Source organism: Pseudomonas sp. TE12508 (assembly GCF_056279485.1).
In genome coordinates this window covers 337,534-356,857 of record NZ_JBWCCN010000004.1, presented here as the reverse complement: position 1 = coordinate 356,857, position 19,324 = coordinate 337,534, and the positions used below count along the sequence as shown (strand labels likewise).

At 59.4% G+C, this 19,324-nt stretch carries 16 protein-coding genes; 9 read left to right on the top strand and 7 right to left on the bottom strand.

The window, feature by feature from the left end; genetic code table 11:
- Positions 1-19: 19 nt before the first annotated feature.
- The 4 genes from ACZ9IM_RS07815 to ACZ9IM_RS07800 all read right to left on the bottom strand — a co-directional run bounded on the left by ACZ9IM_RS07815 (position 20) and on the right by ACZ9IM_RS07800 (position 5,644).
- The gene (locus ACZ9IM_RS07815) at positions 20-1,063 is read right to left on the bottom strand and encodes an ABC transporter substrate-binding protein (RefSeq protein ID WP_008067442.1); all 1,044 of its coding nucleotides are present in this window, start codon (positions 1,061-1,063) and stop codon (positions 20-22) included.
- Between the two features lie 49 nt (positions 1,064-1,112).
- Complete coding sequence (locus ACZ9IM_RS07810) at positions 1,113-2,237, bottom strand: ABC transporter ATP-binding protein (RefSeq protein WP_063342371.1); 1,125 nt, start codon at positions 2,235-2,237, stop codon at positions 1,113-1,115.
- Between the two features lie 279 nt (positions 2,238-2,516).
- Positions 2,517-3,146: a response regulator gene (locus ACZ9IM_RS07805; RefSeq protein WP_003210977.1), complete on the bottom strand. Its 630-nt coding sequence runs from the start codon at positions 3,144-3,146 to the stop codon at positions 2,517-2,519.
- 104 nt (positions 3,147-3,250) lie between these two features.
- Positions 3,251-5,644 carry a PAS domain-containing sensor histidine kinase gene (locus ACZ9IM_RS07800; protein WP_476223657.1) on the bottom strand — a complete coding sequence of 798 codons (2,394 nt, stop codon included), beginning with the start codon at positions 5,642-5,644 and terminating at the stop codon, positions 3,251-3,253.
- 73 nt (positions 5,645-5,717) lie between these two features.
- Between ACZ9IM_RS07800 and ACZ9IM_RS07795 the strand changes: the two genes are divergently transcribed.
- The gene (locus ACZ9IM_RS07795) at positions 5,718-6,710 is read left to right on the top strand and encodes an alpha/beta hydrolase family protein (protein WP_476223656.1); all 993 of its coding nucleotides are present in this window, start codon (positions 5,718-5,720) and stop codon (positions 6,708-6,710) included.
- Positions 6,711-6,849: 139 nt separating this feature from the next.
- Here the strand turns inward: ACZ9IM_RS07795 and ACZ9IM_RS07790 are convergent, their stop codons facing one another.
- From ACZ9IM_RS07790 to ACZ9IM_RS07780, 3 genes are read right to left on the bottom strand one after another with little or no spacing between them, the layout of a single operon-like run.
- The gene (locus ACZ9IM_RS07790; RefSeq protein WP_427627074.1) at positions 6,850-7,617 is read right to left on the bottom strand and encodes a TerB family tellurite resistance protein; all 768 of its coding nucleotides are present in this window, start codon (positions 7,615-7,617) and stop codon (positions 6,850-6,852) included.
- A 1-nt stretch (position 7,618) separates the two neighbouring features.
- On the bottom strand, positions 7,619-8,290 hold the full coding sequence (murU, locus tag ACZ9IM_RS07785; RefSeq protein WP_427627072.1) for an N-acetylmuramate alpha-1-phosphate uridylyltransferase MurU: 672 nt from the start codon (positions 8,288-8,290) through the stop codon (positions 7,619-7,621).
- Entirely contained in the window at positions 8,287-9,306 is a 1,020-nt protein-coding gene (locus ACZ9IM_RS07780; protein WP_427627070.1) for an aminoglycoside phosphotransferase family protein, read from the bottom strand. Before ACZ9IM_RS07780 ends, murU begins: the two co-directional genes overlap by 4 nt.
- 130 nt (positions 9,307-9,436) lie before the next feature.
- Here ACZ9IM_RS07780 and ACZ9IM_RS07775 point away from each other — a divergent pair, with 130 nt between their 5' ends.
- The 8 genes from ACZ9IM_RS07775 to ACZ9IM_RS07740 all read left to right on the top strand — a co-directional run bounded on the left by ACZ9IM_RS07775 (position 9,437) and on the right by ACZ9IM_RS07740 (position 19,296).
- Entirely contained in the window at positions 9,437-12,238 is a 2,802-nt protein-coding gene (locus ACZ9IM_RS07775) for an LPS-assembly protein LptD (protein ID WP_476223655.1), read from the top strand.
- Entirely contained in the window at positions 12,219-13,535 is a 1,317-nt protein-coding gene (surA, locus tag ACZ9IM_RS07770; protein ID WP_427627066.1) for a peptidylprolyl isomerase SurA, read from the top strand. The genes ACZ9IM_RS07775 and surA overlap by 20 nt, the downstream gene beginning before the upstream one ends.
- Positions 13,532-14,521 carry a 4-hydroxythreonine-4-phosphate dehydrogenase PdxA gene (pdxA, locus tag ACZ9IM_RS07765; RefSeq protein ID WP_476223654.1) on the top strand — a complete coding sequence of 330 codons (990 nt, stop codon included), beginning with the start codon at positions 13,532-13,534 and terminating at the stop codon, positions 14,519-14,521. The genes surA and pdxA overlap by 4 nt, the downstream gene beginning before the upstream one ends.
- On the top strand, positions 14,518-15,336 hold the full coding sequence (gene rsmA / locus ACZ9IM_RS07760; RefSeq protein ID WP_427627064.1) for a 16S rRNA (adenine(1518)-N(6)/adenine(1519)-N(6))-dimethyltransferase RsmA: 819 nt from the start codon (positions 14,518-14,520) through the stop codon (positions 15,334-15,336). Before pdxA ends, rsmA begins: the two co-directional genes overlap by 4 nt.
- 115 nt (positions 15,337-15,451) lie before the next feature.
- Complete coding sequence (gene apaG, locus ACZ9IM_RS07755) at positions 15,452-15,832, top strand: Co2+/Mg2+ efflux protein ApaG (protein ID WP_476223653.1); 381 nt, start codon at positions 15,452-15,454, stop codon at positions 15,830-15,832.
- Positions 15,832-16,713, top strand: a complete 882-nt coding sequence (locus ACZ9IM_RS07750; protein ID WP_427627060.1) for a symmetrical bis(5'-nucleosyl)-tetraphosphatase — start codon at positions 15,832-15,834, stop codon at positions 16,711-16,713. Before apaG ends, ACZ9IM_RS07750 begins: the two co-directional genes overlap by 1 nt.
- 33 nt (positions 16,714-16,746) lie before the next feature.
- Positions 16,747-17,076, top strand: a complete 330-nt coding sequence (glpE, locus tag ACZ9IM_RS07745) for a thiosulfate sulfurtransferase GlpE (RefSeq protein WP_007904261.1) — start codon at positions 16,747-16,749, stop codon at positions 17,074-17,076.
- Positions 17,077-17,373: 297 nt separating this feature from the next.
- On the top strand, positions 17,374-19,296 hold the full coding sequence (locus ACZ9IM_RS07740) for a PrkA family serine protein kinase (protein ID WP_007904259.1): 1,923 nt from the start codon (positions 17,374-17,376) through the stop codon (positions 19,294-19,296).
- Positions 19,297-19,324 lie beyond the last annotated feature (28 nt).

The window sequence follows — 19,324 nt, the reverse complement described above, 5'->3', positions numbered from 1 at the left end:
GTCGTCCCGTATAGCGTGGTTACTTCGCAGCCCAGGAATTGAAACGCTGCTCCAGTTGCTCGCCGTTGTCAGCCCAGAAGCTGACGTCGATCTGCACCTGGTTGGCGATGTTTTCCGGGGTGGTCGGCATGTCTTTCAGGACATCCTTGGACAGCAACGGCACGGCTTGGGTGTTGGCCGGGCCGTAGGCGATGTTTTCCGAGTAGGTCTTCTGCTGCTGCGGAGCTACCGAGAACGCGATGAATTTCTTCGCCGCTTCAGCACGGGTCTTGTCCAGTCCTTTTGGAATCGCCCATGCGTCGAAGTCGTAGATACCGCCGTTCCACACCACTTTCAGGTTGCTTTCTTTCTGTACCGCCGCGATCCGGCCGTTGTAGGCCGAGCTCATGACCACGTCGCCGGAAGCGAGGTACTGCGGCGGTTGTGCGCCGGCTTCCCACCACTGAATGCTTGGTTTGAGCTCATCGAGTTTCTTGAACGCACGGTCCTGACCATCCTTGCCGGCCAGTACTTTGTAGACGTCTTTCGGCGCAACGCCGTCAGCCATCAGAGCGAATTCCAGGGTGTACTTGGCGCCTTTGCGCAGGCCACGTTTGCCCGGGAATTTCTTGGTATCCCAGAAATCAACCCAGCTGGTCGGTGCGGAAGCCAGTTTGTCGGCGTTGTAGGCCAGCACGGTCGACCACACGAAGAAGCCCACGCCGCATGGCTGGATGGCGCCTTTGACGTAGTCTTCGGTCTTGCCGAACAACTTCGGATCAAGCTGCTCGAACATGTCCTCGTCGCAACCACGGGACAGTTCTGGCGATTCAACTTCCACCAGGTCCCAGGACACGCTCTTGGTGTCGACCATGGCTTTGACCTTGGCCATCTCGCCGTTGTACTCGCCCGCCACGATCTTGCCGTTGCCCGCCGCTTCCCACGGTGCGTAGAAGGCTTTGACCTGCGCCGCCTTGTTCGCCCCGCCAAAGGACACCACGGTCAGGTCCGGGCCCGCCGCCATTGCTTGTGCCGCACCGATCATGCCCATGACCAAAGCGGTGAATTTCAGGGATCTCAACATTTATTGTTCTCTCCACGTGCAGGGTTGGTGTTGGTGAAGCAGGGGGCGATCAATGCGCCTCTAAAAGTGGGTCGAGCGCGCGAACGTGTTCGACCTGCCAGCCAAGCGGTACCACGTCGCCGACAGCGAGCGCGGGATCGAGCTCGGCAATCGGTTGTTTCACGAAGAAGTCGGTCTTGCCGCAGACTTCCAGACGAACCCGGACGTGGTCGCCCAGATAGATGAATTCCGCCACCCGCCCCGAGAAGCGGTTGACGCAGGATTCGCTCGAACCATTGAGACTCACGCGCTCCGGGCGAATCGACAGCGTGACGGGTTCGCCGGTCTTGCCAACATTGACCGCCAGCGCTTCAACCTTTTCACCGCGACCGAGCTCGACTACGCAGCGGTCGCCGGTGTGGCTATGCAAGCGACCATTGAGACGGTTGTTCTCGCCGATGAAGTTGGCGACGAAGGTGTTTTTCGGTTCTTCATAGAGGGAGCGCGGTGGTGCGATCTGCTGGATCTCGCCCTGGTGGAACACCGCCACACGGTCAGACATGGTGAGGGCTTCGCCCTGGTCGTGGGTCACGTAGACCACGGTCACACCGAGGCGCTGGTGCAGGTGTTTGATTTCCATCTGCATGTGTTCGCGCAGTTGTTTGTCCAGTGCGCCAAGAGGTTCATCCATCAGCACCAGTTGCGGTTCGAACACTAACGCACGGGCCAAGGCCACACGCTGTTGCTGGCCGCCGGACAGTTGCGCCGGATAACGCTGGGCGAAGGTGTCGAGCTGAACCATGCTCAAAACACGTTTGACCCGGTCACTGACATCATTCTTGTTCAAACCGCGCACGGTCAGCGGGAACGCCAGGTTCTCGGCGACCGTCATGTGCGGGAACAACGCGTAGTTCTGGAACACCATGCCGATGTCGCGTTTATGCGGCGGCACGTTGTTGATGGAGCGCCCGGCCAGTTGAATCTCGCCGGCGGTCGGTGTTTCGAAACCGGCGAGCATCATCAGACTGGTGGTCTTGCCGGAGCCGGACGGCCCGAGCAAGGTGAGGAATTCGCCTTTGCGAATATCCAGGTTGAGGTCTTTGACGATCAGGTTCTCGCCGTCGTAGCTCTTTTGCACTCCACGAAAGCTGACCAGAATATCGCTGGCCCCTGCGCTTGAATCAACCTGGCTCATACCCACACCTTTGTTATTGATGACTGCTGTGGACTAAGCCTAGTGGACGCTGGGAGGGGCGCAAATCGGGGCGCAGGAGAGAATCGCCTCAGCCGGATGGAAGATTGGGGGTAGGGATTGCCCTACAAGGATGGCGGGGATGGATATGTCGATTCGCGATCGCGACAAGCGGTGATCTGCAAGCCGCAAGAACAGGCAAAAGCGGCTTTGTGTGCATGTCGCAAATGGACATGCCACCGCTCCCACAGGGATTTGCAGTGAACCCGTGGATGGGGGGTGTCAGAGGAGTTTGTGCTCCATCGCGTACTTCACCAGTTCGGCCAGGGAGGTGATGTTGAGTTTCTGCATCAGTCGCGCTTTGTGGGTGCTGATGGTTTTGCTACTGAGGGCCAGTTGTTGGGCGATGTCGTTGACGTTGGCGCCTTGGGCCAGGCGTTCGAACACCGAGAACTCACGCTCCGACAGCAACGAGTGCAACGGCCGCGAATCAGTCAGGCCGACTTCGAAGACCATGCGGTCGGCCAGGTCCGGGTCGATGTATCGCCCCCCCGCCGCGACTTTGCGGATTGCCGTCAGCAGCAATGCCGGATCGCTGTCCTTGGTCGCATAGCCTGCGGCGCCGACCTTCAAGGCTCGAGCGGCCATTTGTGCTTCGTCGTGCATCGACAACACCAGAATCGCCGGGGGATTGTTCAAGGCGCGAATCCGCGGAATCGCTTCCAGGCCGTTGACCCCTGGCATGGAGATATCCAGCAACACCACTTCGCACGGAACATGACGCAAGGTCTCGAGCAACTGCTCGCCATTGCTCGCCTCCCCTACCACCAGCAAGTCCTTGGCCAGGCCGATCAATTGCTTGATGCCTTCGCGAACGATGGTATGGTCTTCGGCTACCAGTACACGGATCACTTGCCTCTCCTCAAAAATTGCCTTGTCGCCGAAAAGATCGCAGCCTTCGGCAGCTCCTACAGGGGTATGCGTTCGGCGTAGGAGCTGCCGAAGGCTGCGATCTTTTAGCGGTCCAACGGCACTCGCACGCTCAGGGTCGTACCCTCCCCCGGCTCACTTTCAAGCGATAACTGCCCGCCCATGATCAACACCCGCTCACGCATGCCGACCACTCCAAAGGATGTCGGCCTGCCGGTGACGGCGACAAATCCTACGCCATCATCGCTGACAGTCAGGCAGAGTTCATCGCCCTCAAGGGCCAGCGTCAGTTCAACAGTATGCGCCTGGGCGTGGCGCATGACATTGGTCAGCGCTTCCTGAAGGATCCGGAACAGCCCGATGGCCTTGGCATCGCTGAGCACCGGCAGGTTATCCGGCACTTGTACCAGGCACGGGATCTGCGTGCGCGCCTCGAACCGCCGGGCCTGCCATTCAATGGCCGAGGCAATCCCGGCATCGAGAATCGGCGGCCGTAGCGCCGTGGCCACATCGCGCACCAGTTGAAACAGCTGAGCAATCAGCCGCTTCATGCTGTTCAAGCGTTCATGCAGTCCCAGATCGAGCTGGGCGTAGGCCAATTCGCACATGGACGTTTCCAGCTTCAACACGGTCAGCATCTGACCCAATTCGTCGTGAACTTCCCGGGCGATGCGGGCCTTTTCCTCTTCCCGAACGCTCTCCAGGTGGGCGGACAACTCGCGCAATTGCTCGCGGGAGCTGGCCAGTTCCAGTTCGATGCGCTTGCTCTCGGTGATGTCCCAGACGATCCCGTCCCAGACATAGGCGCCGTCATCGAGGCGGCGAGTGATGGCCTTGATCTCGGCCCAGCGCTGTTCGCCCTGACGGGTCAGAATCCGGCCCTGCCACGACCAGTCACTGTCGGTGTCCAGCGCGTGATCCTGAGTCTGGTGATAACTGGCTTTGTCATCCGGATGCACCAGGCTGCGCAAGCCTTTGTCACGATGGGCCAGAGTCGCCGGCGAGTACCCCACCAGGCTCTCGCTGCCTTCACTGATGTAGGCAAAGTCGATCTGCCCGGTCACCGGCGCGCGCTCCAGACGAAAGACCAGGCCGGGGACGTTGGCGGCGATCCCTTGCAGGCGCGCTTCGCTTTCCTGCAACGCGGCCAGGGCGCGACGACGCTCGGTGACGTCATTGAGGTAAACCACCAGGTATTCACCATCGCGAAAACGCAAAAAGCTCAACGAAACATCTGCCGGCAGGATACTGCCGTCCGCTCGCACGCAATTGGTCTCGAAACTTTGCGGCGCTTCGTCACTGGTCCGGGCACGTTTCCACAGGCTCAGCCAGCGGTCCATGTGCAAGCCGGGCTCGAAGTCGATCAATGGCCGATCAATGATCCCGCCCACCGGGTAGCCGAGCATGGTTTCAGCTGCCCGGTTGGCATAGCGCACATGGCTGTCCCAGTTGACCCAGAGGATGCCGACGGTGCTCTGATCGATGGAAAACTGCGTGAGGCGCAAGGCCTCTTCACTGGCCTCGCGCAGGGCAATGTCTTCGCGCGCCGCCAGCAATCGCTGCTCCAGACTGTGTTGCTGGCGACGTTGCCAGAACACAATGGCCATGCTGCTCAGCAGCAACACCACCAAGAGCAGGCAGAGGTTTTGCCAGAAACCCGGCGACTCGGACAGCCGCGGATACTTGGGTTGCACCCATTGATTGTGCAGTTGCTCCAGATCCTTGGCCGGGATCGCCCGCAGCGCGCTTTCGACGATGCCGGCCAACTCCGGCCAATCCCGGCGCGTGGCCACTCGCAGCAGTTGCGGGAAACCGATATCGCCCACCACCGCCAGCCCGGAGAACTCAGGCTCGGCAGACAGACGCCCGAACTGCGCTTCATCGACCACGGCGTAGCCGGCCTGCTGACTCAACAACAGTTGCAGCGCCTGGCGCTCCAGAGGCACGCCCTGCAAGTTCAGATGGGGATAATTGCTGCGCAGATAATCGGCGGTGACGCTGGGCATGCGCACGGCGACGCGGGTCTGGCTGTCGAGTTTTTCCAGTTCTACCGCCCCGGTGCTTTTCTGGTCGCTGACCACCAGTTGCGACACCCGCATGTATGGGTCGGAAAATTGCCAGAGCCGCAAACCCACGGGGGTTTGCGTCAGACCTGGCGCGATATCGATGTCGCCTTCACGGGCGGCGGCTTCCAGTTGCGCAAGATCGGGATAATTACGCCAGCTCAGTTCGATCTTGAGCGCCTTGGCCAGCCACTTCATCAGCTCGATATTAACCCCGGACAGGCGCTGCAAGCGGCGATCGTATTGGGCATAAGGCGTTTGCAACACCACTCCGACCCGCAACTCGCCATGCTGCGCCAGCCATTGCTGTTGCGCTGGCAACAGCTGCACGACGTGCGCCGGTGGCGCGGGCGCCGCCCAGCCCATCAAGGGAAACCACAAACAGCCGATAACCCACAGGCAGCGAAAATGCATCATCGAAGTCTCACACACTGACAAATACTGACCAACCCATTAGGCTGCCGGAATAACTTCTGGCCTGGAATATCCGATGCCCCCTGTCTACCGCCTGGCACTGCCAGCATTGTGCCTGTCGTTGATCCTGCCTTGCGCGTTTTCCGTCGAAGCGGCTGACCCGGCACCTGCCGCCGCGGAAAAACCCGCAGAAGAAAAACCGGTTGAACGCCAGCGGCTGCTTGAGCGTAGTCAGGAAGAAGCGGCAGCACTTGAGCGAAAAATCCCTGCGCAGGAACAGCAACAACTGCAAGCCGGCACCGACAGCTTTCTCGCCTTGTGGAAACCGGCCAATACCGCCGAACCCAAAGGCGCGGTGATTATCATCCCGGGCGCCGGCGAAACCGTTGACTGGCCGCAAGCGATCAGCCCATTGCGCCGTAAATTGCCGGACGCCGAGTGGAGCAGCCTGAGTATCACCTTGCCGGACCTGCAAAGCGAAGCCATTGCGCCACGTATCGTCGAAGTGGCGCCAGCGCCCAAAACGCCTGATGCCGGCAGCAAAGACGCGACGACTGCGGCGCCCATCGAACAGGCGGCCGGCGGTGAAGCGGAGGTGACCGACAAGGCCATCGTCGAAACCACCGAAGAACAAGCCAAAGCTGACGCCGAGCGAATCTTCGCGCGCATCGATGCCGCCATCGCCTACGCCGAACAGCAAAGCGCTCGCAGTATCGTCGTGCTGGGCCATGGTACCGGCGCTTACTGGGCCGCGCGTTATCTGAGCGAGAAGCAGCCATCGCAAGTCGAGAAATTCGTGATGATTGCCGCCCAGACGCCTGTTGCAGCAAAACCGGGACTGGCTGAGCTCACACCCACCTTGAAGCTGCCTGCCGCAGACATCTTCTATATGGATAAGCCGGTGGATCGTAACGCGGCGCTGGAACGTTTGCAGGCCAGCAAGCGCTTGAAAACATCGGGGTTCAGTCAGGTGTCGCTCAAGGCTTTGCCGGGGAATGCCAAGGCCGAGCAAGAGCAGTTGGTGCGGCGGGTGCGCGGGTGGTTGAATCCGCAGCCGGCGGCGGACTGATAGACCGAGTCGTCCTCATCGCGGGCAAGCCTCGCTCCCACAGGTTTTATGTCGATAGCAAAAAATTGCGTACGATTCAAATCCTGTGGGAGCGAGGCTTGCCCGCGATGGCGGCATCACTAGCGACACAAACCTTTGGCTAACGAAAATCCCGCCGCTCACGAATCAACGTATAAGCGGTATGCAATTCACGAGTCTTGTCCGTTGCCTCACGAACCTGCAACGCCGTCGCACCGCTGCCGGCAATCTTGTCCGGATGATGCCGACTGAGCAGGCGTCGATAGGCGTGCTTGATCTGTGCCGGCTCACTCGTGGCAGACACTCCCAACAGTCGCAAGGCATCCTGATACGTGATCGCGCTGGTGACCAACGGTCGCTTCTGCGGCTCGTAATCGCTGGCCAGCGCCTGCACTTGATGCGACGTCCAGCCGAGCCATTTGCCCCACTGGGCTATCAGCTCGCGCTCATTGCTACCGGCGCGACCATCAGCCCAGACCATCCGCCAACAGGCACGCAACACACCTTCCGCCGCATGGGGTTGAGCACTCAGGCGTCGCAGATAACCGCGCAACCGGTCGTGCCCCGACTTACCGCGATTGAATGCTGCAATCGCCCGACGTTGCGCCGACTCGGTCATTTCCAGCGAACGCATTTCCTGCCGCGCCTGCTGAATGTGGCCATCCACTACCCGTCCATCGCTCTTGGCCAATCGGCCTAGCAACACGAACAGCAGCTCATCGTTGCGCAGCACCGAGCGACCACCGAACTTCTCCCATAAATGCGCCCAGCTTTGCAGGTGCAAGCGCCGGTCCAGCGCCTGTCCCAATAAAGCGCCGAGCATGGCCCCCGGAATGCTGGCTATAGCAAAGCCCGCTCCGGCTCCAATCAGAGTCCCTGGCCACAACATGTCAGCGTCTCGCTTCTATCAGAGTGTCTACTTCAGCCAGGCGCTCGTGGGTGCCGACATCCACCCAATGCCCATTCAGGCGTTCACCGGTCACTTGCCCGTCAGCCATGGCTTTGCGCAGCAGCGGTGCAAGCTTGAAGGCACCGGCCGAGCACCCGTCAAACAGCTGCGGGTGCAGCACGGCAATGCCGCTATAGGTCAGGGTTGATGTGTCCGGTTGACCGTCCTGCACCAGGCCATCGAGCAGGGTGAAATCCCCGCTCGGATGATGAGCCGGGTTGTCCGCCAGCACCAAATGAGCGAGCCCGGCGATGGGCTGATGCAACATACTGAAATCGTAGTCGGTCCAGATGTCACCATTGACCACCACAAAGGCCTCGTCACCCAACAGCGGCAACGCACGGAAAATACCGCCACCGGTCTCCAGCGGCTCACCTTCCGCCGAGTACTGGATGCTCACGCCGTACCGCGAACCATCGCCCAGATAATCTTCGATCTGCTGACCGAGCCAGGCATGGTTGATCACGATCTCGCTAAACCCTGCAGCCGCCAAGGCGCGCAGGTGATATTCGATCAGGGGCACTCCGCCAGCGCGAACCAGTGGTTTTGGCGTGGTCAGGGTCAGCGGACGCATGCGCTCGCCTTTACCCGCGGCCAGAATCATTGCCTTCATGCAGTCGCTCCAGCACGCAGACTGGCCAGCAACTCACCCAACTCCGCCAGTTCAGGGCGACGGGCGATGACGGCGTCTATATAAGCAAAGAAGCGCGGCACGTCGCCGAGGTAGCGCGGCTTGCCGTCGCGATGGCAGATCCGGGCGAAAATGCCGATGACTTTCAGGTGGCGTTGCACGCCCATCAGGTCGCTGGCGCGCAAGAAGTCTTCAAAGTCAGGCTGCACCGGGATGTCGAGCGCGCCCGCTTGCTGCCAGTAATCCTCCAACCAGCCACGCACGCGCTCCTCAGGCCAACTGAGGAAGGCATCCTTGAACAGGCAGGTCACGTCATAAGTCACCGGCCCGTAAACCGCATCCTGGAAATCCAGCACGCCGGGATTCGGTTCGCTGAGCATCAGGTTGCGCGGCATGTAGTCGCGATGCACCAGGACTTTGGGCTGAGCCAGAGCGCTGTCGATCAGCAGGTCGCTGACCTGCTGCCAAAGTGTTTGCTGCGCCGAGTCGAACTCGATGCCCAGCTCACGTTTCACATACCACTCAGGGAACAGTTCCAGCTCGCGACGCAGCAGCGCCACGTCATAACTCGGCAGCGGCGCCACCATCGGCAACTGCTGGAAAGCCAGCAGTGCTTGCAGGGCATCCTTGAACAATTCGTCGGCGTTTTCGCTGTCGATCACGTCCAGGTAAGTCTTGTTGCCCAGGTCATTGAGCAAAAGAAAACCACGATCGAGGTCTTCGGCATAAATTTTCGGCACGTTTATTCCGGATTTCGCCAACAAAAAAGCGATATCCACGAAAGGTTTGCAGTTTTCCTGGGGCGGCGGCGCGTCCATCACGACGAAACTTCGGCCTGCGCCTTCCCAGCGGAAATAGCGCCGAAAACTCGCGTCGCTACTGGCCGCAGTCAACGTGGCCGGGGGCACGGAGCCCCAGCCTTGTTCTGCAAAGAGGATAGCCAACTGTTCATCGAGCCAAACTTTCAGGTGTTGCAAACGTACATCTTGGTCAGGCATTGCAAGGGTCTCCGACGGCGCTAGCCGTCAAGCGGGTCATGCTTTATTATCCAGCATCTTTTTCAGACCATCGAGAGGCGTGCGGCCCACACCGCGGGCAGATGGCACGCAGGAAGCCCGGACTAATAAGATGGCATTGAAATCCCCCGCGTTTCGTAAAAAATTTCCGTTGTTGGTCACCGGCAGTCTGCTGGCCCTGCAACCTCTAGCCACTTCGTTCGTGGTCGCCGCGGAACAGTATGACTGCTCAGTCTCTGCTTCGGGTGCCTGGGACTGTGCGCCAAAGGCACCGGCTGCTGCATTGCCGCCACGCCCCGTCCATGACGGCAGCGCAGTTTCCGCCACTGGCGAAGCTGCGGCAGACACCGGCTCCAGCGCAGACACCGGCGCCAAGCCTGTCCTGGTTACCGAGTCCAAGGGCCGTGGCCTGAAGTCGCGTAGTGAAGACTACAGTCACCTCGACTGGGTTCCGCGCGAGAAGCTCACCGCAGCGCAATTGGCCGAAACCGGTCCTTACTGCTCTGGTTCCTATATCGAACCGATTCGTCCTGGCATGAATGACAAGACGAGTAAAAGTGACGCTCCGACCTTTCTCGGTGCCAAAGCCTCTCGCTATAAGCAGGATGAGCAGGTCGCTACTCTGGCCGGTGACGTCGTTATGCGTCAGGGCAGCATGCAGGTAGAAGCCGACGAAGCGAACCTGTACCAGGCCGAGAGCCGTGGCGAACTGAGCGGCAACGTGCGTGTTCGCGACAACGGCGCACTGATCGTGGGCGACCACGCCGACGTGCAGCTCGACACGGGTGAAGCCAAAGTCGACAACGCCGAATACGTGATGCACAAATCGCGTATCCGCGGTAACGCGCTATATGCCAAACGGGCCGAGAACGCGATCATCCGCCTCAAGGACGGTACGTACACCACGTGCGAACCGGACAGCAACGCTTGGCAACTCAAGGGCAACAACATCACCTTGAACCCGGCGACCGGTTTCGGTACTGCGACCAACGTGACGCTGCGGGTCAAGGACATTCCGGTTCTGTACACGCCGTACATCTATTTCCCGATCGACGACCGTCGCCAGTCCGGCTTCCTGCCACCGACCATTGGCACCGGCAGCGATACCGGCTTCCTGCTGGTCACCCCGTATTACTTCAACCTGGCACCGAACTACGATGCCACGTTGTACCCACGCTACATGAGCAAGCGTGGCCTGTTGATGGAAGGCGAGTTCCGCTACCTGACCGAATCCAGCGAAGGTCAGTTCGGCGCCGCATACCTCAACGACGAGAACGACGATCGCAAGCTGCAGAGCGACTACGATAAAACCCGCTACATGTACAACTGGCAGCACAAGGGTGGTCTGGACTCGCGCGTAATGACTCAGGTCGATTACACCAAGATCAGCGATCCGTATTACTTCCAGGATCTGCAGACTGACCAGATTGGTGTGAAGAGCTCCGATTACGTGAACCAGCAGGGTTCTGTCACCTATCGTGGCGACAGCTACACCGCTCGTTTGAATGCCCAGGCTTATCAGCTGGCGACCGTTTCGAACATCACACCGTATGATCGATTGCCGCAAATCACCTTCAATGGTCAGCTGCCGTACCATCCGGAAGGTTTGAACTTCGATTACGAGACCGAGATCGTTCGCTTTGATCGCGACCTGAAGAGTGGAACATTCGTCCAGGAGGACGGGATTACCACCGAGCCACGTCTGGATAACAACATCTTTGGTCTGGCACGCGCCAACGGCGAGCGTTTGAATCTCAAACCAGGTGTCAGTCTGCCGCTGAACTGGACGTATGGCTTCCTCAAGCCATCGCTCAAGTACCAGTACACGCAGTATCAACTGGATCTGGACGGCAGGGGCAAAAGCGACATCGCTTCGCAAAGCGCGGAGCAGGACAGGGTCAACGGCACGTTCAGCAGCAACCAGAACCGTGGCGTACCGATCGCCAGCATCGACAGCGGCCTGTACTTTGACCGCAACACTTCCTGGTTCGGAAAAAACTACCGTCAAACCCTGGAACCGCGCCTGTTCTACCTCTATGTACCTGAGGAAGACCAGAAGGATATTCCGGTGTTCGACACCAGCGAATACACCTTCAACTACGCCTCGCTGTTCCGCGACAACCGCTTCTCCGGCTCCGACCGTGTCGGCGACGAGAACAAGCTGTCGCTGGGCGTGACCAACCGCTGGATTGAAGACAACGGCTTCGAACGTCAACGCATCAGCGTCGGCCAGGCCTTGTACTTCAAGGACCGCGAAGTACAGTTGCCAGGTATCGATGCGAAAACCCGCGATGATGCAAAATCCAGTGTTTCGCCTTATGCGCTGGAATACGAATACCGCTGGAACCGCGATTGGCGCACCACCGCCGATTACAACTGGGACCCGGACAGCCGCAGCCCTCGCTCGGGCAGCGCGATGTTCCACTACCAGCCTGAAGACAACCCGAACAAGGTCATCAACGCCGGTTATCGCTATCGCAATGACCAGGTCCGTTATGACCAGAACACCGGTAAATGGTCGGTAGGCGGTGGTGACTACGGTACTCCGGGCACTCCTGGCTATGTGAAGGACTACTACAAGATCAAGCAGCACGACTTCTCGGTGATCTGGCCGATCGTGCCGCAGTGGAACGCCATCAGCCGCTGGCAGTATGACTACAACCGCAACCGTACTCTGGAAGCCTTCGGTGGTTTCGAATACGACAACTGCTGCTGGAAATTGCGCCTGATCAACCGTTACTGGGTCAGCTATGACGAGTTCAGTCAGAACGCCCCGGAAAACGAAAAAGGCGACCACGGCGTCTTCCTCCAAATTGTTCTGAAGGGACTCGGCGGCCTCACTGGCGCCAAGGTAGAGAGCTTCCTCGACAAAGGCATCCAAGGTTATCGTGAACGTGAAGACCAAGCTTTCTGATTGTCTGCGCCCGCTGATACTGGGCGCGCTGTTCCTGGGTACCGCGGCCAACGCCGCGGTACAATCCATCGATAAAGTGGTGGCTATCGTCGACAACGACGTGGTCATGCAGAGCCAACTGGACCAGCGCGTTCACGAAGTTCAGCAAACCATCGCCAAACGCGGTGCTGCCGTACCGCCTGCCGGCGTGCTGGATCAGCAGGTGCTCGAACGTCTGATCGTCGAAAACCTGCAACTGCAGATCGGCGAGCGTTCCGGCATCCGCATTACCGATGAAGAACTGAACCAGGCCGTCGGCACCATTGCCCAGCGCAACAACATGTCTATTGAGCAATTCCGCTCCGCTTTGTCTCGCGACGGCCTGTCTTATGACGACGCTCGTGACCAGATTCGCCGCGAAATGATCATCAGCCGTGTACGTCAGCGCCGTGTGGCTGAACGCATCCAGGTGTCCGAGCAGGAAGTGAAGAACTTCCTGGCGTCCGACCTGGGCAAGATGCAGCTGTCCGAAGAGTTCCGTCTGGCCAACATCCTGATTCCTACGCCGGAAAGCGCCAACTCCGACGCGATTCAGAATGCAGCCAAACAAGCCGACGCGGTTTACCAGCAACTCAAGCAAGGCGCTGACTTCGGTCAGTTGGCAATCGCCAAATCCGCCAGCGAAACCGCACTGGAAGGCGGCGACATGGGCTGGCGTAAAGCCGCTCAACTGCCACCTCCGTTCGATCGCCTGCTGGGCACCATGGCAGTGGGTGACGTGACCCAGCCTATGCGTACCCCGGGCGGCTTCATCATTTTGAAGATCCTCGACAAGCGTGGCGGCGAAGCCCAGGTGCGTGACGAAGTGCATGTGCGTCACATCCTGGTCAAACCAAGCCCGATCCGCGACGAAGCAAAAACCAAGGCTCTGGCTGATTCGCTCTATTCCCGTATCGAAGCGGGCGAAGATTTCGGCGAGCTGGCGAAAAGCTTCTCGGAAGACCCGGGTTCCGCCCTCAACGGTGGCGACCTGAACTGGATCGACCCGAATGCACTGGTGCCTGAGTTCCGCGAAGTGATGGCCAAGACCCCACAAGGTCAGCTGTCCAAGCCGTTCCAGACTCAATATGGCTGGCACGTTCTGGAAGTCCTTGGCCGCCGCGCCACCGACAGCACCAGCCAGGCCCGCGAACAGCAAGCGATGACCGTACTGCGTAACCGCAAATACGATGAAGAGCTGCAAACCTGGCTGCGTCAGATCCGTGACGAAGCGTATGTAGAAATCAAGCTCCCTGGTGCAGACCAGGCAACGCAGTGAAACCCAAGCGTTTCGCGTTGACCCCCGGCGAACCGGCCGGCATAGGTCCTGACCTGTGCCTGCTGCTCGCCTCGCAAGCCCAGCCACACCCCCTGATTGCCATTACCAGCCGCGACCTGCTCATCGAGCGGGCCGCGCAGCTGGGCGTGGTTGTCGATCTGCTGCCGGTAACGCCCGACAGCTGGCCGGATACTCCCGCACCTGCCAACAGCCTGTATGTGTGGGATACGCCGCTTAACGCCAAGGTCATCGCCGGGCAACTGGACAAAGCCAATGCGGCTTTCGTCCTGGAAACCCTGACGCGTGCTGGCCAGGGCTGCCTGGACGGGCATTTCGCCGGCATGATCACCGCCCCAGTGCATAAAGGCGTGATCAATGAATCCGGAATCGCCTTTTCCGGGCACACGGAATTTCTCGCGGACCTGACTCATACCGCGCAAGTGGTGATGATGCTCGCCACTCGCGGCTTGCGCGTAGCGCTGGTTACAACTCACCTGCCCCTTCGCGAGATTGCTGATGCAATCACGCCGGAGCGTCTGGAACGGGTCACGCGGATTCTGCACGCCGACCTGCAAGAAAAATTCGGCATCGCCCAGCCACGCATCCTGGTTTGCGGGCTCAACCCGCACGCCGGTGAAGGCGGTCACCTGGGCCATGAAGAAATCGACATCATCGAACCTACATTAGAGCGCCTGCGCGGCGAGGGCATGGACCTTCGCGGTCCCCTGCCCGCCGACACTCTGTTTACCCCCAAATATCTGGAGCACTGCGACGCGGTGCTGGCGATGTACCACGACCAGGGCCTGCCCGTGCTGAAATACAAAGGCTTCGGCGCGGCAGTCAACGTGACCCTTGGCTTGCCGATCATCCGCACTTCGGTCGACCACGGCACCGCCCTGGATCTGGCCGGCAGCGGCAAAATTGATACCGGCAGCCTGCAAGTCGCCCTGGAAACCGCCTACCAGATGGCCGAGACCCGTTTATGACCGAGCATTACCAACACCGGGCGCGCAAGCGCTTCGGCCAGAACTTCCTGCACGATGCCGGCGTTATCGACCGTATCCTGCGTTCCATTCATGCCAAACCTGAAGACCGTCTGCTGGAAATCGGCCCGGGCCAGGGTGCATTGACCAAAGGCCTGCTCGACAGCGGCGCCCAGCTGGACGTAGTAGAGCTGGACAAGGACCTGATCCCGATCCTCAACCAGCAGTTCGCCGGCAAGAGCAATTTCCACCTGCATCAAGGCGACGCGCTGAAGTTCGACTTCAACAGCCTGAACGCCGCGCCGAACAGCCTGCGAGTGGTCGGCAACCTGCCGTACAACATCTCTACGCCGCTGATTTTTCATCTGTTGCACAACGCAAGCCTGATTCGTGACATGCACTTCATGCTGCAAAAAGAAGTGGTCGAGCGTCTGGCGGCGGGGCCTGGTGGCGGTGACTGGGGTCGCCTGTCGATCATGGTTCAGTACCATTGCCGGGTCGAACATCTGTTCAACGTCGGCCCGGGCGCATTCAATCCGCCGCCGAAAGTCGATTCGGCCATCGTGCGGCTGGTGCCTCACGCGGTACTCCCGCATCCAGCCAAAGATCACAAACTGCTGGAGCGCGTCGTGCGCGAAGCCTTCAACCAGCGCCGTAAAACCCTGCGCAACACGCTGAAATTGTTGCTGAGCAACGCTGAAATCGAAGCTGCCGGCGTCGATGGCAGCCTACGCCCCGAGCAGCTCGATCTGGCGGCCTTCGTTCGTCTGGCCGACAAGCTCAGCGAACAAGTCCTACACAAGCCTGCCACCGACTGAAAGGCGATGAGCGCTATCGGGTAGGACGCCACTCTGGTTTACTACCCGATACTTGGCCTAGACTGAGTTCTATCAGCTATGCCCCGCGTCCCGCTTCGTTTCTAAGGCCTTTTGCATGTCCGATCCTCGTTATCAGGTCGACGTCAGCGTCGTCACCCGCTATCTGGCAGAACAATCGCAACCCGAGCAAAATCGCTTTGCCTTCGCCTACACCATCACCGTGCAGAACAATGGCCTGGTGCCCGCCAAACTGCTTTCACGGCATTGGGTGATCACCGACGGTGACGGGCATGTCGAGGAGGTTCGTGGTGCAGGCGTCGTCGGCCAGCAGCCGTTGATCGACGTGGGCGAGAGCCATACTTACAGCAGCGGCACCGTCATGACGTCCAAGGTCGGTACGATGCAGGGCACTTATGAGATGGTCGCCGACGACGGTAAGCACTTCGATGCCATCATCGCTCCATTCCGTCTGGCGGTACCCGGAGCCCTGCACTGATGGCGACGTATGCCGTCGGCGATTTGCAAGGTTGCCTTGAGCCGCTGCAATGCCTGCTCAAGCAAGTCTCTTTCGACCCGGCAAAGGATCGCTTGTGGCTGGTGGGTGACCTCATCAACCGTGGCCCACAGTCGCTGGACACCTTGCGCTTCCTTTATAGCCTCCGCGAGTCGCTGGTGTGCGTACTCGGCAACCACGACCTGCACTTGCTGGCGGTCGGGCAAAACATCGAACGCCTGAAGAAGGCCGACACGCTTCGCGAGATTCTTGAAGCACCCGATTGCGCGGAGCTTCTGGAGTGGGTTCGGCAACAAAAGCTCATGCATTACGACGAACAGCGCGATATCGCCCTGGTCCATGCGGGCATTCCGCCGCAATGGTCGCTGCGCAAAGCCTTGAAGTGCGCCGCCGAAGTCGAAGAAGCCCTGCACGACGACAACCGCTTCGCGCCTTACCTCGACGGTATGTACGGCAACGAGCCGGTGAAATGGGACAACGACCTCAAAGGCGCAGCGCGCTTGCGAGTCATCACCAACTATTTCACCCGGATGCGCTTTTGCACCAGCGACGGCAAACTCGATCTCAAGGGCAAGGAAGGCATCGACACCGCGCCGCCGGGTTATGCGCCATGGTTTGCCCACAAGGAGCGCAAGACCAAAGGCCTGAAGATCATCTTCGGCCATTGGGCGGCGCTCGAAGGCCAGTGCAACGAGCCAGGTCTGTTTGCGCTCGACACCGGTTGCGTCTGGGGTGGCGCCATGACCCTGATGAACGTCGACACCGGTGAGCGCCTGCAATGTAAATGCGACGCCAGAGGTAAAACCCGGCCGCCAGTCGCCACCTCTATCCCCGAACAAACGTCAGCCAGCGCCCCGCGCTAGACTGCGCTTTCAGCCGAGCCACAGGAGCCCGCCATGAGCGAATTCAAACGTATCCCCCCAGAACAGGCCCAGGCCCTGCGCGAACAAGGCGCGGTAGTGGTCGATGTCCGCGATCCGGCAACGTTTGCCGCGCTGCACATTGCCGGCTCCAAGCATCTGGACAATCATTCTCTGCATGCTTTCATTCAGGGCGCTGACCTGGACGCGCCGACGGTAGTGGTCTGCTATCACGGCAATTCCAGCCAGGGCGCGGCTGCGTATCTAGTCAGCCAAGGCTTCTCCGACGTCTATAGCATGGATGGCGGTTTCGAGTTGTGGCGTACGACCTATCCTTCGGAAACGGCGCAAGGCACTTCCGAATAATTATTTTCAACGCGCGCAAGCCCCGGTCCCCGCGGGCTAGCGCGGTGACAGACGAACGGTCTGCCACAACTTATTACGCATCTTGCATTTACCTTCCAAATTCCCAACTATCCTTAAGCGCAGGCCATCCAAAACAGGGGAGAGCCGGTACACCGGCGCGCGGGTCATCGGGAGTAGCTTTCGGAGTCGTCAGCTCCGGGAGAGTTCTGGGGGGTAAACAGCAACTGCCTGTTCGGTTGCTGCCAGCATCGACTGAGTGATCCGGCGTCGGCTCCACGTATCGAGCGAGGTGACGTCATGAGTATCTTTAGCCACTTCCAACAACGCTTCGAGTCCACGCGCCAGGAAGAACTCTCTCTGCAGGAGTACCTGGAGCTGTGCAAAAAGGACCGCAGCGCCTACGTTTCCGCCGCCGAGCGTCTCTTGCTGGCCATCGGAGAACCGGAGCTGCTCGACACCTCGACCAACTCGAGGCTGTCGCGAATCTTTTCCAACAAGGTGATCCGCCGCTATCCGGCCTTTGAAGACTTCCATGGGATGGAAGAATGCATCGACCAGATCGTGTCGTATTTCCGCCATGCGGCCCAGGGTCTGGAAGAGAAGAAACAAATCCTCTACCTGCTGGGCCCTGTCGGTGGCGGTAAGTCGTCCCTGGCCGAAAAGCTCAAACAACTGATCGAGAAAGTGCCCTTCTACGCAATCAAGGGCTCGCCGGTTTTCGAGTCGCCCCTGGGTCTGTTCAACGCCACCGAAGATGGCGCGATCCTCGAGGAAGACTTCGGCATTCCCCGGCGCTATCTCAATACCATCATGTCGCCATGGGCCACCAAGCGCCTGGCCGAATTCGGCGGCGACATCAGCCAGTTCCGCGTGGTGAAACTCTATCCATCGATCCTCAACCAGATCGCAGTCGCGAAAACCGAGCCGGGAGATGAAAACAACCAGGACATCTCGGCACTGGTGGGCAAGGTCGATATTCGCAAACTGGAAGAGTTCCCGCAGAACGACGCCGATGCCTATAGCTACTCGGGGGCGCTGTGCCGGGCCAACCAGGGCTTGATGGAGTTCGTCGAAATGTTCAAGGCACCGATCAAGGTGCTGCACCCATTGCTGACGGCCACCCAGGAAGGCAACTACAACAGCACCGAAGGTTTGGGGGCGATTCCGTTTACCGGGATCCTGCTGGCCCACTCCAACGAATCGGAATGGCACACCTTCCGCAACAACAAGAACAACGAAGCATTCATCGACCGGATCTATATCGTCAAAGTGCCGTACTGCCTGCGCGTCAGCGACGAGGTGAAGATCTACGACAAGCTTCTGTTCAACAGCTCGCTGGCCAAGGCCCATTGCGCGCCCGACACGCTGAAAATGCTCGCTCAGTTCACCGTGCTCTCGCGCCTCAAGGAACCGGAAAACTCCAACATCTACTCCAAGATGCGCGTGTATGACGGCGAAAATCTCAAGGACACCGATCCGAAGGCCAAGTCGATCCAGGAATACCGCGACGCAGCGGGTGTCGACGAAGGCATGAACGGTCTGTCGACCCGCTTCGCCTTCAAGATTCTTTCGAAGGTCTTCAACTTCGATCCGCACGAAATCGCCGCCAACCCGGTACATCTGCTCTACGTACTGGAACAGCAGATCGAACAGGAACAGTTCCAGGCCGAGACCCGGGAACGCTATCTGCGCTTCCTGAAAGAGTACCTGGCGCCGCGTTATATCGAATTCATCGGCAAGGAGATCCAGACTGCCTACCTTGAGTCTTACAGCGAGTACGGTCAGAACATCTTCGATCGCTACGTGCTGTACGCCGACTTCTGGATTCAGGATCAGGAATACCGCGACCCGGAAACCGGCGAGATCCTCAACCGCGTAGCCCTGAACGAAGAACTGGAGAAAATCGAAAAACCGGCCGGCATCAGCAATCCGAAGGATTTCCGCAACGAAATCGTCAACTTCGTACTGCGCGCCCGAGCCAACAACAACGGCAAGAACCCAACCTGGCTCAGCTACGAAAAACTGCGGGTGGTCATCGAGAAGAAAATGTTCTCCAACACCGAGGATTTGCTGCCGGTCATCAGCTTCAACGCCAAGGCCAGCAAAGAGGACCAGCAGAAGCACAACGACTTCGTCACACGGATGGTCGAGCGGGGCTACACCGACAAACAGGTACGACTGCTGTCCGAGTGGTACTTGCGGGTCAGAAAATCACAGTAACCCGCTGCCGGTCAGACCGGTTGTCGTT

What these genes read in the sequence shown, in the direction of transcription:
- glpE (WP_007904261.1), top strand. Translation starts at nt 16,747, where the DNA reads ATGAGCGAATTCAAACGTATCCCCCCAGAACAGGCCCAGGCCCTGCGC.
- ACZ9IM_RS07780 (WP_427627070.1), bottom strand. Translation starts at nt 9,306, where the DNA reads ATGCCTGACCAAGATGTACGTTTGCAACACCTGAAAGTTTGGCTCGAT.
- ACZ9IM_RS07810 (WP_063342371.1), bottom strand. Translation starts at nt 2,237, where the DNA reads ATGAGCCAGGTTGATTCAAGCGCAGGGGCCAGCGATATTCTGGTCAGC.
- ACZ9IM_RS07740 (WP_007904259.1), top strand. Translation starts at nt 17,374, where the DNA reads ATGAGTATCTTTAGCCACTTCCAACAACGCTTCGAGTCCACGCGCCAG.
- ACZ9IM_RS07790 (WP_427627074.1), bottom strand. Translation starts at nt 7,617, where the DNA reads ATGTTGTGGCCAGGGACTCTGATTGGAGCCGGAGCGGGCTTTGCTATA.
- ACZ9IM_RS07815 (WP_008067442.1), bottom strand. Translation starts at nt 1,063, where the DNA reads ATGTTGAGATCCCTGAAATTCACCGCTTTGGTCATGGGCATGATCGGT.
- murU (WP_427627072.1), bottom strand. Translation starts at nt 8,290, where the DNA reads ATGAAGGCAATGATTCTGGCCGCGGGTAAAGGCGAGCGCATGCGTCCG.
- apaG (WP_476223653.1), top strand. Translation starts at nt 15,452, where the DNA reads ATGTCCGATCCTCGTTATCAGGTCGACGTCAGCGTCGTCACCCGCTAT.
- ACZ9IM_RS07800 (WP_476223657.1), bottom strand. Translation starts at nt 5,644, where the DNA reads ATGATGCATTTTCGCTGCCTGTGGGTTATCGGCTGTTTGTGGTTTCCC.
- ACZ9IM_RS07750 (WP_427627060.1), top strand. Translation starts at nt 15,832, where the DNA reads ATGGCGACGTATGCCGTCGGCGATTTGCAAGGTTGCCTTGAGCCGCTG.
- ACZ9IM_RS07775 (WP_476223655.1), top strand. Translation starts at nt 9,437, where the DNA reads ATGGCATTGAAATCCCCCGCGTTTCGTAAAAAATTTCCGTTGTTGGTC.
- rsmA (WP_427627064.1), top strand. Translation starts at nt 14,518, where the DNA reads ATGACCGAGCATTACCAACACCGGGCGCGCAAGCGCTTCGGCCAGAAC.
- ACZ9IM_RS07795 (WP_476223656.1), top strand. Translation starts at nt 5,718, where the DNA reads ATGCCCCCTGTCTACCGCCTGGCACTGCCAGCATTGTGCCTGTCGTTG.